Origin of the sequence: Cupriavidus sp. 2TAF22 (assembly GCF_052115045.1) — a bacterium.
Taxonomy (GTDB): Bacteria; Pseudomonadota; Gammaproteobacteria; order Burkholderiales; family Burkholderiaceae; genus Cupriavidus.
This window is the reverse complement of record NZ_JBFRFX010000016.1, coordinates 17,496-33,868: the sequence shown is the minus strand read 5'-3', so window position 1 is coordinate 33,868 and position 16,373 is coordinate 17,496. Positions and strand designations below refer to the sequence as shown.

Genomic DNA, 16,373 nt, shown 5'->3' with positions numbered 1-16,373 from the left:
CCTGCTCCGAAAAACGGATAATTTGGATTAATCTATCGATTTGGCAGATAAAAGCGGATGCACGGGAAGTACGCTTTGCGCCGCACGCCTGCAGGCGTGCCCCGGGCGCCCGCCAAACGCCCGCCAACCACTGATACCGCCGGTACCGCCAGTACCCTCGCCCCCGCCGATGAACCTGTCCGTCAAACACTTGCGCGCCTTCGTGGCGCTGGTGGAGCATCGAAACTTCACACGCGCCGCGCAGGCCTGCCACCTGTCGCAATCGGCCTTCAGCGCGCTGATCCAGACGCTGGAGGAACAGGCCGGCACGCGCCTGTTCGAGCGCACCACGCGCCATGTGGAACTGAGCGTGGAAGGCCGGCGATTCGAGGAAGTGGCGGTGCGCCTGCTGGCGGATTTCGAGACGGCGTTCGCAGAGCTGCGCGATCATGCCGAGCGCCGCAAGGGGCGGGTATCGATCGCGGCCCTGCCCTCGCTGGCGGCCGGCGACCTGCCGCCGCTGCTGGCCGCGTTCCACCAGCGCTATCCGGGCATCTCCATCGAGCTGTTCGACCTGCTCGCGGACGGCTGCATCGAGATGGTCAGGCGCGGGCGGGCCGATTTCGCGCTGGCGCCCGCGCCGGCGCAGGACAGCGACCTGCGCGTCGAGCCGCTGGTGGCGGACCGCTTCCACCTGGTGTGCCCGGCCAGCCATCCGCTGGCGCGGCGCAAGCGCGTGGCGCCGCAGGCACTGGCGGGGCTGCCCTTCATCCAGCTGTCGCGTACCAGCAGCGTGCGCCAGCACCTGGACGCCGCGCTGCATCCGCTCAAGCTCAACGGCGTGATGGAGGTGGAGCACCTGGCGACCGTGGCGGCGCTGGTGGCCGCGGGGCTGGGCGTGACGGTGGTGCCGGCGCTGGCACTGTTCCAGTTCCAGCAGGAGGGCCTGGCGATCCGTCCGCTGCAGTTGCCATCGCTGGTGCGCGACATCTGCCTGGTACGGCTCAAGGACCGCGGCGATTCCGCGGCCGCCGCGGCGATGATCGAAGCCGTGCAGGCGCACTTCCAGCGCGGACGGGCGCGCTGAGCGGCACCGCTGCCTCAGAAATGCGCGAGATAGCCGCCGTCGACCGCCAGTACATGGCCGGTGACATAGGAGGCGGCCGGCGACGCGAGGAATACCGCCGCGCCGGCGATTTCTTCCGGCTGGCCCCAGCGGCCGAGCGCGGTGCGCTGGCGCAGCCATTCCGACACGCTCGCATCCGCCACCATCGGCTGGTTTGGCTCGGTGGCGAAGTAACCGGGCGCGATCGCATTGACGGTCACGCCATCGCGGCCAAGGTCGGCGGCCATGGCGCGCGTGAGTGCATCGAGGCCGCCCTTGGTGGCGGGGTAGAGCACGTCATTGGCACGTGCAACCTGGCCCGCGATCGAGCTGACATTGATGATGCGGCCGTAGCCGCCGCGGCGCATCAGCTGCGCGGCGTGGCGGCACAGCGCGTAGGGCGCGACCAGGTTGGTCTCCAGCATCTCGCGCAGGTCGGCGGCATCGAGATGCGCCATATTGCTGCGCTTGCGCGCGCCGGCATTGTTGACGAGGATATCGAGCCGGCCGTGGCTGGCGTCGATGCGCGCGAAGGCGGCGGCGCCGGCGGCCTCGTCGGTAATGTCGAGCACCAGCGCTTCGGCGCCGCCGGCGCTGTCTTCGCCTGCTGGCGAGAGCTGCGCCACGGCGGCATGCACGCGCGCGGCGTTGCGCGCGGCAATGATCACGTGGGCGCCGGCCTGGCGCAGGGCGGCCGCGATCGCCAGGCCGAGGCCTTGCGCGCCGCCGGTGACCAGCGCCACGCGGCCGTGCAGCGAGAAGGGCGAGCTGGCGGGTGGGTTCAGGGGTGAGATAGCCATCCGGCGACTATACCGCAGCCCCGCCCCACCCGATCCACCCGACCACCCGACCACCCGAACGGCAGTTCAGCGGATCAGCTTGCCGGTGGACGAGACGATCGACATCTCGACGAACGACGAGCCGGTGTGCCGCGCAGGGCTGTAGCTGATCAGGATGCCGCCCAGGTCGAAGTCGCGCAGGCTCTCGAGCGCGCCGACCAGCCGTTCGCGCGTGGGCTCCGGCCCCGCGCGGCGCAGGCCTTCGACCAGCACCTTGGCCGACATGAAGCCTTCCATGCCGGCATTGCTCGGCTCCACGCCCTGCTGGCGCGCCTGGCTGCGGTATTCGCTGGCAATGCTCATCTGGCTGGAGTTGGTGCCTGGCACCACCTGCGTGATGATCAGGCCGCGCGCGTCTTCGCCAAGCTCCTTGATAAAGGAATCGGCCGCGTTGTTGGACAGCGTGACGAACTGCGCCTGGCTGCCGGCGCGGCGCATCTCCCTGATCAGGCGCGCCGCCTCCGAGCCCGAGCCGATCACCAGCACCGCCTGCGGATTAGCCTTGTTGATGGTGGCCACGCCTGCCTGGATGTCGCCCATCGGGCGCGCGAACGAGGCGCTCGCCGCGGGCTGGACCCCGCGCGCCTGCAGCGCGGTGCTGAAGCCTTCGAATACGTCCTGGCCGAAGCCGTCGCTGGCGTAGTAGATGGCGATGCGGTTCATGCCCGAGGTGGCGAGGTGGTTGATCGCGCGGGCCACCTCGTCCTGGTACTTGGCGCGCACGTTGAACACGTAGCGGTTGACCGGGCGGTGCAGCGTGATGGCACCGGTCAGCGGCGCCACCAGCGGCACCTTCTCGGCGTTGATGATGGGCAGGATGCTTTCGTTCTGCGGCGTGCCGCGCACCATGAACAGCGCGAACACCTTGTCCTCCAGCACCAGCTTGCGCACGTTGCCGGGCGTGCGCTTGGCGTCGAAGCCGTCATCGTAGGTCACCAGCTCGATGCGCCGGCCGGCTACGCCGCCATTGGCGTTGACCGTGCTCAGGTAGACCTGGGCGCCGGCGATCTGCTCCTTGACCGACCCCGCCACCGGGCCGGTGACGCCCGCCGACTGCCCGATCCTGATGGTGCCCTTGCTGATGCCTGGCTCCGCCTGCGCCAGCGGCGCGGCCGCTATCAGCGCGGCGGCCAGCAGGCCGCGCGCGATCCGTGTTGTCCTCATCTCCGACCCCTTTTTTCGCTTGCGAATCGTCTTGCTTTCGCTTTGCTCTGTTTTCATGGCGCGCTTCATGCGATGAAGCGGCTGCACGCAAATTACCTCAAAGACGTGCCATTCGGCAAACTGGCTGTTGCAAACCGGATGACTGCGGCAAGGCGTGCGCGGCGATCGCGCGGCAACGGGAAAGCGAAAGAGAGCGGAGGGAGGAGCAAGGAGGGAGGAAGCCAGGGCGCGGCAGGACGCGCCCGACGCTGGCGCCGGGCGCGTGCAAGGCGGAACGCGGGGCCGGGGCGGCCCCGCGCCGAAACTCAGGGAAAGGCGGGTACGGCGGGATCGAGGCCGGCAAAGCGGGCTTCCGGATGGGCCGCTTCCAGCAGGGCTTCGATTTCTTCGATGCGCCCGCGCGGCACGTCCACCATCAGCAGGATCTTGCCCTCCTCGATTTCTTTTTCGAAGGCCTTGTGGCGGCTGTTCGGCGCGGAGCAGCCGATCATGCTCGAGGCCCACGCCCCGAACACCGCGCCCAGCACGGCGAGCACGCCCACCAGCCCCCATTGTGGCGTATCGCTGACGATGGGAAACATGGCCACCAGCGCGCCGGCGATGATGCCGATGCCGCCGCCGACCATCAGGCCCATCTCGGCAGCATGCACGATGTCGGAGGTCTGGAACAGGTTGGCTTCATGCAGGCCGGTCATATCGGCGCCGTCGCGCGCGATGAAGTGGATATGACTGTTCTCGATGCGCGCCAGCAGCAGATCGTCCATGGTGCGGCGGGCACTCGCCAGATCGGGCAACAACCAGAAGATGCGTTTGCGCATGACTCTCTCCTCGCTTCAGGCCATTACAGGCCATTTTCGGGCCATCCCGGCAGCAGTGTGCATGCGGAGTCGCCATCACGCCTGGACGAGAGAACGTCCGGTGGAGGTGCATCCGTATCCGCCCTGGGGACGGGGTTCTTCATTTGTACGCCAGCCGCGTGGCCAGCGCAAGGCGCCCTCCGTCACATGCCGGCCCGGCGTCACCTCGCGCTGTACCCGCGCTGTACCATGTGCGCCACCTGCCTCAGAACGTGATCGGCAGGCGCAAGGTCACCGTCAGGTTCGGCGTGTCCTGCGTGAGCCCCGCGCCGACGGAGACGTTCAGCGTGTAGCGGCTGTTGAAGCGGTACGAATACCCTACCAGCAGGGTGCCCTGCGTCACGCGCACGGAGCCCGCCACCGTCTGCCCGTTCTGCTTGGTCGGCCAGATGATGCTCTGGTCGTAGCCGATACTGAACGAGGCATGTTCGTTCAGCGACAGGCCGATACCGAAGTTGAAGCCGAAGATGTCGCCCGGCGCGATCTTGCCGAGGTTCTCCTGCTGGCCATTGAGCACGGTGCGGCTGACGTTGTCGCGCGCGAAATTGTGCAGATAGCTGAAGGTGCCGAAGAACACCGCCGGATCGCTTGGCAGCAGCCAGGTGACGCCGGGCTGGATGGCCTGGAAGCCGGTGCCGGTGGGCAGGCCCAGCGGCAGCCCGGTGCCGGTGGTATTGCCCACGCAGCGCGTCACGCAATCGGTCACCACGTCGAACGGGCTCTTGCCGGTGCTGGACTTGTAGCGCAGCCAGCCGACGAAGTACGGCATCTTCTCGTTGCCGTAGTTGATCTGGTAGCGCAGTGTCGCCTCCACGTCGCCGATGCCCTTGCCGCTGGAATTGAAGACGTTGTCGACCGCCGTGCCGGTAAAGACTTCGCGGCTGACAGTCGAGCCCGAGGTCTGTACGTAGGGCACCTTGGCTTCGAGTTCCAGCCGCTTGGTGAGGCCGTAGCGGAACGCCACCGCCTCGATATAGGTCGAGGTCTTGACCTGGCGCACGTCGATGAGGCCGATCAGCAGGGCCGGGATGATGGTATAGCCGACCAGGGCCACGCGATCGTTGGACGAATAGCCATACTGGAAGCTCGGCTCGACCACCAGCTTGCCCACCGGCGTGAGCACGCCGGGCTGGTCGAAGATAGGCGCGATCGCCGGCGGCGGCGTCCTTTCCTCCGGCGGCTTGCCCACGGGCTGCTCGTCGCCGGCCTGCGCCAGCTGCACCTGCGCGGCTTGCGCCGTGGCGTTCTCCTGCATGGCGGCGTTGCCCGCGTCCTGCGCGCCGGGCGTGCCTGGCGCGGCCGCCGGTGCGGCCGCGGCATTGGTGGCCGCGTCTTCGGCCGCTGGCGCGGGGCTAGTGCCCGGCGGGCGCTGGCCGCCACGCTTGCGCGCCAGCACATCCGTGCCCAGTACGCTGCGCAACTCGCGGATGGTGGCTTCCTGCTCCGCCATGGACCGCTTCATCGCCTCGAGCGCGGCGGCCTGCTCGGCCACCGCGCGCTTGAGCTGGTCCAGCTTTGCCGCGGTCGGCCCGTCGTCTGGCGGGGTCTGGCCTTGCGCCATGCCCCCGAGCAACAGCAATGTCGAACACCCGGCCTGCCGGATGCCGCGCAGCGACCCGTTTTTCATTTCGCCTTCCTCCCCCGGACGGCGGACTGCTTGGAGCAGGAGTCCGCAACCTGCTTACCGCATACAGCCTTTCTCCGTACTGCCAGCTTCTCTCTACGGCTCTCTACAGCTTTCTACTGCTTTCTACCGCTTATCCACTGCTTGTCCGTTGCCGTTGCGGCGGCCTGGCTTCAACGCCGGCCTGCTGCGCCTAGCAGCGCGTTGCTTAAGGTCTGGTTGGCCACCTGCGCGCGGAATGCCTGCAAGGTGTTGACTCCAGCGTTGATCGTCACCAGGTTCTGTATCGACTGGTTACTCAGCGAGTTCTGAATTACCGTTGCCGGCGAACCGGCCAGTGCGCTGGCGGCGGCGCTGTTGCCCGGCCCGTTCTGTATCAGGCTCATGACACCGTTGGTCGTCACCGTGGCCGCGCCCGAGGACACCACCGAAGCGGGCAGGCTGGTCATCGCCACGCCCGCCGCGCTGGCGCCCGTGCTGGTACTGCTGCTGCCATTGCCGCCCTGTGCGGCACCGCCGCCGCCGGTCACCGGGTTGGAGGCGAGCGCATGGTTGACCGTCGCGGCGGCCGCGGCACCGGCGCCGGTCGCCACGCCAAGCGCGGCCGCCAGCTGCGAGGCCTGGCTGGCGGTGATGCGGCTTATGTCGGGAATGGTGAGGCTGGTCGACACCACCAGGGCACCGTTGATGTACACGGCACGCTGGATGCCGAACGAAACCTGCAGGCCGGCACCCACGTCGAAGCCGCCGCGCAGGTCGTCGAGGCGGTCCTTCTCCACCGGCTTCCAGCTCGCCATGGTGCTGCGCGCGGCGTGCACATGGGGGGTCTGGGCCTGGGGACTCTCCTGGGCGGCGGGCGGCACCGCCGCTGCCACGATGGCCTCGATCGTCTGCGGCGCCGGGCGTGCCGCTTCGGCGAAGCCGCCGCGCGGATCCTGCAGATGCTGTTGCGGGGCAGCCGGCTTCCGGGCGGCTGTGTCATCTCGTGGCGCGAGCACCGCGCGTTCAGGCGCGGGCGCGGCGGCCTTGGCCACGCTGTCGCCGGTCGCCRCCAAAGCCGGCGGCGTGTCCGGGGCCGGCAGCGCGACCGCCGCGCGCGTGTCCGCGGCATCGGCCATCGCGACGCCGGCCACGGCGGCGGTTGCCGGAGCCATATCTGCTGCATCGGCGGCATGCGCGGTACGCGCGATGAGGGCGGCCGGCGGCTCTTCCGCCTGCGCGGCCGGCAGGGCCTCGATGTCCAGCGACGCCGGGGTCCGCCCGGCCATGTTGCCGAGCGCCGCCGCCAGGTAAGGATTGGAAGGTTCCGCCTGAGCGGCGGGCGTGACCGTGAAGCCGGCGGCATCGGGAGCGCCGCGCGTGTCGAGCGCTTCGAGCCCCGTGCCTTCGTCGGCCCGCGCATGCCCGGCGCAGGCCAGGCCTGCGCCCAGCAGCACCATCGCCGTGGCCGGACCGGCCCCACTGCGGCGGGAGTGCGCGGGCTTCGAGGATGTCTGGAACATGATGCGTTCCTTAGAAGTCGCTACTGCCATGCGAGGGCATGACAGTGAAGAACAGACTATCCCGGTTGATACCCATGGAGTAAGGGCCGGTAGGCGCAATGCGCCAGTCGGCCGCGAGATTGAAGCGCGCCGAATCCTCGCGGTTGTGGATGACGAACAGCAACTGGCTGTCCCAGATCGATTCGAAATGCTCGCGCGAGATTGCGCGCGTACCGAGCGCCGGGTCACCGATCAGCACGCGGTTGCCGTGGACGCCCTTGATCACCACGAAATGGTGGTAGCCGTTCTCGACCACCAGCACGATGGCGGGGATCTGGGTTTCCTCCAGCTTGGACAGCGGCAGCTCATAGCCATCGGCGAGGAAGCCGCGTGACTCGAGGAAGCGCTTCATGTCCAGCAGCGAGAAGCCCTCCTGCCGGATCTTGTTCTGGTCGCCGTTGACGAACATGTTGGCGAATACAACCTGTTCGCTGACCGGATAGCCGTACTGGTAGGTCAGCAACGTGGCCACCRCCGCCGAGCCGCAGCTGAAATCGTACTGCTGGCGGATGGTGGTCTTGTAGCGCGCCTCCTTGAGGCTGGTGACACGCACGCTGAAGAAATTGCTGCCGTCGCCCGGAACGATCGCATAGTCGGCCCACGCCACCGGCGCGCCGGCCGCGGCCAGCAGCAGGGTGGCCTGCAGTAGCAGCTTGCGCAGCGTCATGGCTTGAACTGCACGTTGATGATCGTGGCGTTCTGGATCAGCACGTTGGAGCCCGAGTTCTGTATGACAGTGGGCAGGCCCGAGGCGCTGGCGAACGAGCCGTCGGCGATGCTGTTGGCACCGCTCATGATGCGGTTCGCGCTGTTGTCGGCCACGGTGCCGGCCAGACGCATGTCGTTGACCACCAGTTCGGATCCGCCGCGGATATCGTCGAGCTTGTTGCTGGCAACCGGCTTGCCCAGGCCGGCGAACACGCCGCGCTGCGTACCGCCCGCCGCTGCGGGAGGAACCTGTTCCGGGGCCGCCGCGCTGGTGTTCAGGGCGGGTCCGGTGCTTGCCGCAGGCACTGCGGCGGATGGCCCGGCGGGCAACGGTTCGGCCAGGGCTTGCAAGCCAGGCCAGACCACGATGGCTGTCGCCATGACAGTGACAGCAAAGCGGACCGATCGCATTTTGGTGTCTCCTTCGGCCTCCTGCCCGCCGCCCCATCCGAACGGGCACGCAAGAGACGAGTGGACGCTTCGTCGAATGGGCATCCCGGCACGCGACGCGCGCCGGGATGCCTTGAGTTGCCGGAGTCGAGCCGGGCCGGCAGGGAGCGCGCGCGGGCCATCCACCCGCGGCGCGCGCCCCTGCCGCGCACCTGCCTTACTTGCCGACGTTCAGGTTGGCCTGAACATTGACGCTTTGCTGCACCAGCGACGCCATGCCGCTGTTTTGGTTGGCGATCATGATGCCCGCGGCCGACTGGCCGACACTGCTCATCGCGTTGGACATGTTGAAGGTGCCAGCATCGACATAGTTGGCGCCACCGGCGCCGCCGGCTCCACCCACTGCGCCATTGCCAACACCGCCCGTGCCGCCGTTGCCCGTGCCGCCAGCGCCACCGGCACCGGAAGCCGCGCCGACCGCGCCGCTGCCGGCCGTCGCGCTGCCATTGCTGGCCTGGGTCGAAGCGCCGCCGCTGGTTGCATTGCCGCCATTACCGCCATTGCCGGCCACGCTGACCTGGGAACCGCCATAGCCGCCCGTGCCGGAGCCGGCGCCACCGCTAGCCGTGGACGTGCCGCCAGAGCCGGCTCCGCCATTGCCACCCGTGCCAGTACCTGCACCGCCAGTCGGGCTGGATGCGCCAGCGGTCGAGCCGCCGCCTCCGCCGCCGGTCGCAGTCCCTGCGCCCGCCGTGGTGGTGGTGGCGCCGGTGGAGCCTGCACCGCCCGCACCAGCCGTGCTGGTGCCGCCGGGGCCGCCGTTGCCGAAGAAGCCATTGCCGCCGCTGCCCGACTTCGAGCCGCTGCTGCCGCCCGCCGCTGCCGCCAGGCCGCCAGCGCTGCCGCCACCGGCCCACGCGCCACCTGCCTTGCCGCCGCTGGAGAGGCTGGCACCATAGGCGTCGCCGCCGGAGCCCTTGGCGATGCCGCCGCGCCCGCCTACGCCGACGCTGGCGCTGAGCGCGCCGCCGCCGTAGCCCTTGGCGTCGCCGCCGTCGCCGCCATAGCCCTTGGCGTCGCCACCGCTGCCGCCATGGCCAGCATTGGCGGTGCCTGCGGACGCAGCGCCAGCCGTGGCGCTGCCGTTGGTAGCCGAGCCACCGCTGCCGCCGCTGCCGCCGTTGCCGCTATTGCCACCATTGCCGCCGGTGCCGCCCTTGCCGTCGCCACCATAGCCAGCGCCGCCCTTGCCGCCCCAGCCGCCGTTGGCATTGCCGGAGTTGCTAGCCGTATTGCCGATGCCGTAGACCTTGACGCCGCTGACGGAGCCCGACAGCTTGCTGATGGCAATGGCCTTGCTGCTGTTGAAGGAGTTGCTGAGGTTGGCGGTGGCCGAGCTGCCGTTGTTGGCGCCAGCATTGCCATAGCCTTCGTCAAAGGTCACCTTGCCCTTGTTGTCGGTATTGGTCTTGTTGGAGGTTGAAGTCTTGTTGGAGGTGTAGGTCGAAGTCTTGGTTGAAGTACGGGTATCGGTACTTGTCTTGGTGGCTGTGCTGTTATCCTGCCAGGCATTGGAATTCTCATTTGCCGAAGCCCCACCGCCGGACTGAGTGGACGTCGCAGTGGCCGTCTGCGTGTTGTCGCCGTTCCACTTGACGTCATTGTTATTCGTCGGGTTGGCCATGGCCTGACCGCCAGCCCCAAGGGCTAGGGTGATCGCCGACGCAAGTAAGGTCTTTTTCATACAAAGCTCCCAGGAGGATTTACAGCGGCTCTGCCTCTCGCTGCCGCTCGGGGAGAACGACGGTGGGAGGCGCGGGTCAGGCACTTCGGCCAAACCAGCCTCCCTTTCCGCATAATCGGTGCCAGCGCTTGCGGCCGGCGCGGCAATCCCTTGAAATACAAGGGCTACAAAGCATTCATGGCGGGCAGGGAATCATTTGCGTGCCACCTGCACGTGAGCCGCCGCTGTGAGCCGCACACAACATGTCACATGGCTGTGACAGCGCGTATCCAACGTCACCGCGAATGGTCTGCGCAAGCGCCGCAATAACCCCTGCCGATCAGGCCTTTAAGGCAGGTCGCAAGGGAAAACCCCCGGCAGCGGCCGCTGTATCGCAACTGAAACAGGCCTCCCGGCCGGTGCACTGGTCGCCGCATGCAGCCGATCCGGGCCTGTGGGTGAAGACCGGCAGCACGTGAAGAGGTGCGCTTCGATGGCCTTGCGGTTACCAGACAATACCTCCGTCAATTAGGGCTCAGGCTTCATATGCGGTGCGTGCGCGCAACGATCCGGGGCCAGGCGGGCGTGTAATAAGGCACAACTAGAGACATAACTAGGCTCTATGTCTGATTTAAAGTACATTAAGCCTATTAGAGACTTGTCACCCGCACGCAAGGGAAACCATGAGTGAAGCCGTCGTTCCCCTGTATCACCAGATTTACGTGGTACTACGCCAACAGATCGTCGAAGGGCGGTTCGGCCAGGGCCCCTTGCCCGGCGAAATCGACCTTGCCAAGCAGTTCCACGCATCGCGCGTGACCATGCGCCGCGTGTTCGACCGCCTCGTGCAGGAGGGCCTGGTGCGCCGCCACCGCGGCCTCGGCACGTTCGTCAATCCGCACCCGATCAAGCCTGTCACGCTAGGCGATCGCCCGGGCAGCCTGCTCGACAACATCATCGACATGGGGCAGAAGACCTCGGTCAAGGTGATTTCGATCGATGACGTCCACGCCACCCCGGAAGTGGCCGAGGCACTTGGCCTGCAGCCTGGCGACCCGGTCGTCAAGGTGGTGCGCGTGCGTCACTACGCCAGCCGCCCGCTGTCGCATATCACCGCCTACCTGCCGGCCGAACTGGGCCGCGGCCTGAACCGCAAGGACCTCGAAACCACGCCGATGCTGCGCCTGCTGCAGGGCTCGGGCGTGCAGCTGGGCCGCGCCAGCCAGACGCTGTCGGCCCGCCTGGCCGACGTGGTGGTGGCACCGCTGCTGGACGTGCCGGTGGGCGGCGCCCTGCTGGCAGTGCGCCGCGTGGTGCTGGACAAGGGTGGGCGCCCGGTGCAGTTCCTGCTCGGCCAGTACCGGCCGGACCGCTACGAATATCGCATGGAGCTGTCTCCGGCCGGCGGCGACAGCGCCAACGTCTGGGTGGAGAACGAGGCACGCACGGGGCTGCGCGAATAGGCCGGGACGGGCGATACTGCGCACTCCAGAGCTTTCCCTGAAGGAATCCGCGATGCCAGCTCCCTCCATGGTCCGACCTCCGTTCCCGCGCCTTGACCGTCCGCCGCGACGCACCGCCCTGCTCGCGCTGCTGGGTGCGCTCGCCAGCCTTGCGCTGGCGGGACCCGCGCCGGCAGCCCAGATTGCCGGCGGCAAGCCCATCCGCATCCTGGTGGGCGCACCGGCGGGCGGCACCACCGACACGCTGGCGCGCACCATCGCCCAGGAGATGGCGCGCGAGCTGGAGCAGAGCGTGGTGGTGGAAAACCGCCCGGGAGCCGGCGGCAATATCGCCGCCGACCTGGTTGCCAAGAGCGCGCCGGACGGTACCACCTTGCTGATGAGCTTCACCAGCCACACCATCAACGCCACGCTGTACAAGAAGCTGCCCTTCGACCCGATCCAGGATTTCACCCCGATCACGCTGGTCGCAAGCGTGCCGAGCGTGCTGGTGGCGACGCCCGCCCTGCCCGCCAACAACATCCCCGAACTGATCCGGCTGGCCAGGAGCAAGCCCGGCAAGCTGAACTTCGCCATCGGCTCGGTCGGCTCGTCGGTGCACCTGGCCGGCGACATGTTCAAGATGATGACGGGCACCTATATCGTCAACATTCCCTACAAGGGCACCGCGCCGGCCATCACCGACCTGCTGGCCGGGCAGGTCGACCTGATGTTCGCCAGCACCTTCAACGTGTTGCCCCACGTCAAGAGCGGCAAGCTCAAGGTGCTGGGCGTGACCAGTTCCGCGCCGCTGCCGCAGTTTCCGGGCGCGGCGCCCATCGGCAACACGGTGAAGGGTTTCGAATCGTCCGCCTGGTTCGGCCTGTTCGGCCCGGCCGCGCTGCCGCCGGACGTCCTGCAGGCGCTCTACCAGGCCGCCCACAAGGGCCTGGAATCGCCCTCGGTGCGCAAGCGCCTGGAAACGGACGGCGCGCAACCGGTGGGCAATCCGCCGCAGGCTTTCGCGGCCTTCGTGCGCGATGACATCAAGCGCTGGGCCAAGGTGGTCAAGTACTCGGGAGCCACCCCGGAATGAAGCCGCTCGCCGGGGCGCCCCACGTACCGGCCACGCTCGCCCAGAAGCTGGTGGCCCGGGCCGCCGGACTGGACACGGTCGCGCCGGGCTCGGTGGTGACCTGCCAGGTGGACCTGGCCATGTCGCACGACTCCAGCGGGCCGCGCCGCGTGGCGCCGCTGCTGCGCGAACTGGGCGCCAAGATATGGGATCCCGAGCGCTATGTGGTGGTGACCGACCACTATGTGCCCGCGGCCGATCCCGAGGCCGAGGCCATCGTCCGCTTCACCCGCGACTGGGTGCGCGAGGCGCGCCTGCCTCACTTCATCGACGGCAAGGGCATCTGCCACGTGGTGCTGCCGGAGCATGGCCATGTGCTGCCGGGGCGCTTTATCGTCGGGGGCGACAGCCACAGCCCTACGGGCGGCGCCTTCGGTGCCTATATGTTCGGTATCGGCGCCACCGAGATGGCGGGCGTGCTGGCCACCGGCGAAATCTGGCTGCGCGTGCCGCACACCATCCGCCTGCAGTGGGACGGCAGGCTGGCCACGGGGGTTTGCGCCAAGGACATCATGCTGTTCCTGTGCGGCCGGATGGGCCTGGGCGGCGGTCGCTACGAGGCCATCGAATACGCTGGCGAGGCGGTCGCCGCGCTGCCCATGCAGGAGCGCATGACGCTGTCCAACATGAGCGCCGAACTGGGCGCGCAGACCGGCCTGATCGCGCCGGATGCCACTACCGTGGCGTGGCTGGCCGAGGCCGGCGTGCCGGCCGCCACCCTCGACGCCATTGCCCTTGCGCACTGGCGCACCGACCCCGGCGCCGCGCTGCTGGAAAGCCACCGCTTCGACGCCGGCGCGCTGGCGCCGCAGGTGGCCGCGCCCCATTCGCCGGCCAACACCGGACCGGTCGGCGAGGTTGCCGGCCAGGCGGTGGATATCGCCTACCTCGGCGCCTGCACCGGCGCCAAGCTCGAAGACCTGCGCATGGCCGCCAGCGTGCTGCGCGGCCGGCGCGTGGCGCCGGGCGTGAGCCTGCAGCTGGCGCCCGCCTCGCTGCGCGACCAGCAGCAAGCCGAGCGGGAAGGCACGCTGGCCGCCCTGCTGGACGCCGGCGCGCACCTGCTGCCCAACGCCTGCAACGCCTGCGCCGGGTACGGCGCATCGCGCTTTCCGGCCGGCAGCCGCGCCATCGCCTCCACCGCGCGCAATTTCGCCGGTCGCATGGGCGACAGCGGCAGTGCGGTCTGGCTGGCTTCCCCGCTGACCGTCGCGGCCTCCGCCGTGGCCGGCAAGATCATCGATCCGCGCGAGATGCTGGCATGAGCCCGGTTCCCGTCCCGCCGCCGCCCGGCGGCCGCATCTGGCGCTTCGGCGACAACGTGGACACCGACCAGATGGCGCCCGGGGCCCATATGAAGGACGGCATCGAACAGATCGCGCGCCACTGCCTGGCCGGGCTGCGCCCGGAGTTTCCCGCCGGCGTGCGGCCCGGCGACCTGCTGGTGGGAGGGTGCAACTTCGGCGTGGGCTCTTCGCGCGAACAGGCGCCGCAGGCCTTGCGCCAGCTTGGCGTGGCGGCCGTGGTCGCGACCTCCTTCGCCGGGCTGTTCTATCGCAACGCCATCAACCTGGGCCTGCCGGTGCTGACCTGCGCCGATACCTCGCGGCTGGCCGATGGCGCCCAGGCCCGTCTCGACCTCGACCGTTCGGTGCTGCTGTTGCCCGACGGCAGCCGCGTGGCCTGCGATGCGATTCCCGAATTCCTGCGCGCGCTGCTTCGGGCCGGCGGGCTGGTGCCGCACCTCAAGGCAAGGCTGGCGGCGCCACCACGCTAGCGCGACGGGAACCACACCGGATCCGGTGCCGGGCCATCCTTATGCGGACCGCCCGCACGCGTCCTGGCGCAGGAGCGCAATGACTTCTTCGTCGGTGGTCTGGCGGAAATCCAGGTAGAAGGCGCCCACGGCGCCGAAGCTCGCCGGCACGTTGAGGCAGATCACATGGTCGGCCGCGGCCACCAGGCTGGCCTGCCCGTCCACCGAGGCCACCGGCACGGCCGCGACGACCGTGCGCGCCCCCGCCCCGCGCACGCCCGCCAGCGCGGCACGCATGGTGGCGCCGGTCGCCACGCCGTCGTCCACCACGATCACCGTACGCCCGGCCATGGCCGGTACCGGCGCGCCGCCGCGGTAGCGCTGCTGGCGCCGCGCGATCTCGTCGAGCTGGCGGCCGCGCTCCGCATCGAAGGCACCGCTGTCGAGCGCGCGCCGGGTCCAGGGATCGTCGTTGGCGACCGTATGCGGGGCACCGCCGGCCGCATCGCCTTCCACCACCGCGCCAAGTGCCAGTTCCGGGTAGCCGGGCGCGCCGATCTTGCGCACCAGCAGGATGTCCAGCCGGCCTTCGAGCAGGCGCGCCACTTCGAAGGCCACCGGCACGCCGCCGCGCGGCAGCGCCAGCACCAGCGGCGCCTCGCCCAGAACCGCGGCGCTGTAACCCGTCTCGGCCAGGTGCCGGCCAAGGTAGATTCCCGCCTCGCGGCGATCGGCAAAGCACGGCGGCAACGGCATGGAGCGGGGCATGGCCACTTCCTCCGGTTTCAGTGACGCAGTGGACAAGGCCAAATATAGGCCGATCGGACCGACGAATGAAGGCGGGTTTGCACACCGGCGCGCGGCGTGGCGCCCGCGAGGCGCAAAACCCGGCCATCAGCCGGATGGGCCGGGAACGGCACGGCGCGGCCTTTGCAAGGCCGGGAGGTGACGCCGGCAGCGCGGGAGGCCGTTATTGAACGCAATTCAGCAACAGTGTGTTTTGCCGGAGCCGGATTTTCTTTCGGCCGGATTTGGCTACCATGGCCCGTACCGATGGCAGCCACATGAGCACGTTGCCGTTTCAACGGCGTTGCCGCCCCCGATAAGGACGGCACGCATGCATGACCCCCGCTTACGTGTCATGCGAACCCAAGCGAGAACCATCATGAGTACGCATCACAAACCCGCCCTCGAAACCCAGCGCCCTGACGGCGCGACGGAGGCGAACAGCCTGGGCCTGGATATCCCCTTCGGTTCGCTCGACGCAGCCGCGCTTGCCGAACTGCCCTACACGTTCCGCCCGGCCGGCACCTGCACGCGCTACTACAACGAGTGGTTCAGCTGAGCAGGGCGCCGGCCCGCTCGGGCCAGACTGCAGGAACAAAGACAGACGCCGCGCAACGGCCCCTGCCGGGATGGCAGGAGCAGCTTGCGCGGCGTCTGGTCTTTTGCGTCTGAGCTTTTTAGCGGCAGCTTGTTTCATCGGCGCGGGCCAGGCCCTGCCTGGCCGCGCGCCCGGCGTGTCAGCGGGTCCGCTTGGCGTCCTGGCGGGCATCGCCATACGCGGCCTGCGTCTTGCCGGCGATCTGCTGCGCCTTGCCCTTGATCTCGGTGCTGGCGCTGCCAGTGACCTTGCCGGCCACTTCCTTCACCTTGCCCTTGGCTTCCTCGATACGGCCCTTCACCTGGTCCTTGTTCATGATGTGCTCCGGTTAGCGACGGTACAGGATGAACCGCCTTCTTGCCGCAGGCCCGTGGTCACCCGCCGGGCCGGCGCCGCGCCCATCGGCATGAGCGGGAAGGCGCTGGAACCAGCTTAGGCGGGCGCCGTGCCCGCGCCTGTCCGGCGTCGGCTGGAAGGCATGTAGGACGCACGCCTACTTGCGGGCCGCTCCGGCGGCGCGGCCGGTGGCGGCAAGGACGGGAGCAATGAAAGCCGGAGAGGTGAAGACGCCGGCAATGGCGGCGCGGGAAAGCGAAAAGAGCGCCTCGCGTCGGGCACGAGGCGCTGGCCGGCAAGGGGATGTCCGGCAGGGAGGCGCATAGCCCGACGGGGAAGCAAGGCTATGCCCGGCATTCTATATCATTTTTATCATTTTAAAATAGGAAG

General features: G+C 68.7%; 16 protein-coding genes. 6 read left to right on the top strand and 10 right to left on the bottom strand.

The window, feature by feature from the left end:
- Positions 1–169 precede the first annotated feature (169 nt).
- Positions 170–1,066 (top strand): LysR family transcriptional regulator, encoded by an 897-nt coding sequence (locus tag AB4Z48_RS20245; protein ID WP_441617173.1) that lies wholly within the window; start codon positions 170–172, stop codon positions 1,064–1,066.
- Between the two features lie 14 nt (positions 1,067–1,080).
- Here AB4Z48_RS20245 and AB4Z48_RS20240 read toward each other — a convergent pair whose 3' ends face one another.
- The 8 genes from AB4Z48_RS20240 to AB4Z48_RS20205 all read right to left on the bottom strand — a co-directional run bounded on the left by AB4Z48_RS20240 (position 1,081) and on the right by AB4Z48_RS20205 (position 9,951).
- Positions 1,081–1,884 carry an SDR family oxidoreductase gene (locus AB4Z48_RS20240; protein WP_441617172.1) on the bottom strand — a complete coding sequence of 268 codons (804 nt, stop codon included), beginning with the start codon at positions 1,882–1,884 and terminating at the stop codon, positions 1,081–1,083.
- 66 nt (positions 1,885–1,950) lie between these two features.
- On the bottom strand, positions 1,951–3,087 hold the full coding sequence (locus AB4Z48_RS20235; RefSeq protein WP_441617170.1) for an ABC transporter substrate-binding protein: 1,137 nt from the start codon (positions 3,085–3,087) through the stop codon (positions 1,951–1,953).
- A 305-nt stretch (positions 3,088–3,392) separates the two neighbouring features.
- Positions 3,393–3,905, bottom strand: a complete 513-nt coding sequence (locus AB4Z48_RS20230; protein WP_441617168.1) for a DUF1269 domain-containing protein — start codon at positions 3,903–3,905, stop codon at positions 3,393–3,395.
- Between the two features lie 244 nt (positions 3,906–4,149).
- Positions 4,150–5,571, bottom strand: coding sequence for an acetate kinase (locus tag AB4Z48_RS20225; RefSeq protein ID WP_441617166.1), 1,422 nt, complete (start codon positions 5,569–5,571; stop codon positions 4,150–4,152).
- Positions 5,572–5,741: 170 nt separating this feature from the next.
- Positions 5,742–7,070, bottom strand: a complete 1,329-nt coding sequence (locus AB4Z48_RS20220; RefSeq protein ID WP_441617164.1) for a hypothetical protein — start codon at positions 7,068–7,070, stop codon at positions 5,742–5,744.
- A 10-nt stretch (positions 7,071–7,080) separates the two neighbouring features.
- Entirely contained in the window at positions 7,081–7,776 is a 696-nt protein-coding gene (locus AB4Z48_RS20215; protein ID WP_441617162.1) for a C39 family peptidase, read from the bottom strand.
- Positions 7,773–8,228 (bottom strand): hypothetical protein, encoded by a 456-nt coding sequence (locus tag AB4Z48_RS20210; RefSeq protein ID WP_441617160.1) that lies wholly within the window; start codon positions 8,226–8,228, stop codon positions 7,773–7,775. Before AB4Z48_RS20210 ends, AB4Z48_RS20215 begins: the two co-directional genes overlap by 4 nt.
- Positions 8,229–8,424: 196 nt before the next feature.
- Positions 8,425–9,951, bottom strand: coding sequence for a hypothetical protein (locus tag AB4Z48_RS20205; protein WP_441617158.1), 1,527 nt, complete (start codon positions 9,949–9,951; stop codon positions 8,425–8,427).
- A gap of 662 nt (positions 9,952–10,613) precedes the next feature.
- On the opposite strand from AB4Z48_RS20205, the gene AB4Z48_RS20200 reads away from it, so the two are divergent.
- The 4 genes from AB4Z48_RS20200 to AB4Z48_RS20185 are packed head-to-tail and all read left to right on the top strand — an operon-like array spanning position 10,614 to position 14,284.
- A complete protein-coding gene (locus AB4Z48_RS20200) occupies positions 10,614–11,393 on the top strand; it encodes a GntR family transcriptional regulator (protein WP_441617156.1) in 780 nt (259 codons plus the stop codon).
- Positions 11,394–11,445: 52 nt separating this feature from the next.
- Positions 11,446–12,468, top strand: a complete 1,023-nt coding sequence (locus AB4Z48_RS20195) for a tripartite tricarboxylate transporter substrate binding protein (protein ID WP_441617154.1) — start codon at positions 11,446–11,448, stop codon at positions 12,466–12,468.
- On the top strand, positions 12,465–13,772 hold the full coding sequence (locus AB4Z48_RS20190) for a 3-isopropylmalate dehydratase large subunit (protein ID WP_441617152.1): 1,308 nt from the start codon (positions 12,465–12,467) through the stop codon (positions 13,770–13,772). Before AB4Z48_RS20195 ends, AB4Z48_RS20190 begins: the two co-directional genes overlap by 4 nt.
- Positions 13,769–14,284, top strand: a complete 516-nt coding sequence (locus tag AB4Z48_RS20185; RefSeq protein ID WP_441617150.1) for a LeuD/DmdB family oxidoreductase small subunit — start codon at positions 13,769–13,771, stop codon at positions 14,282–14,284. Before AB4Z48_RS20190 ends, AB4Z48_RS20185 begins: the two co-directional genes overlap by 4 nt.
- Before the next feature lie 39 nt (positions 14,285–14,323).
- On the opposite strand, the gene AB4Z48_RS20180 is transcribed toward AB4Z48_RS20185, so the two are convergent.
- Positions 14,324–15,019 (bottom strand): phosphoribosyltransferase, encoded by a 696-nt coding sequence (locus AB4Z48_RS20180; RefSeq protein ID WP_441617373.1) that lies wholly within the window; start codon positions 15,017–15,019, stop codon positions 14,324–14,326.
- 409 nt (positions 15,020–15,428) lie between these two features.
- On the opposite strand from AB4Z48_RS20180, the gene AB4Z48_RS20175 reads away from it, so the two are divergent.
- Positions 15,429–15,608 (top strand): hypothetical protein, encoded by a 180-nt coding sequence (locus AB4Z48_RS20175; RefSeq protein WP_441617148.1) that lies wholly within the window; start codon positions 15,429–15,431, stop codon positions 15,606–15,608.
- Positions 15,609–15,786: 178 nt separating this feature from the next.
- Here AB4Z48_RS20175 and AB4Z48_RS20170 read toward each other — a convergent pair whose 3' ends face one another.
- Positions 15,787–15,963 (bottom strand): CsbD family protein, encoded by a 177-nt coding sequence (locus AB4Z48_RS20170; protein WP_441617146.1) that lies wholly within the window; start codon positions 15,961–15,963, stop codon positions 15,787–15,789.
- Positions 15,964–16,373 lie beyond the last annotated feature (410 nt).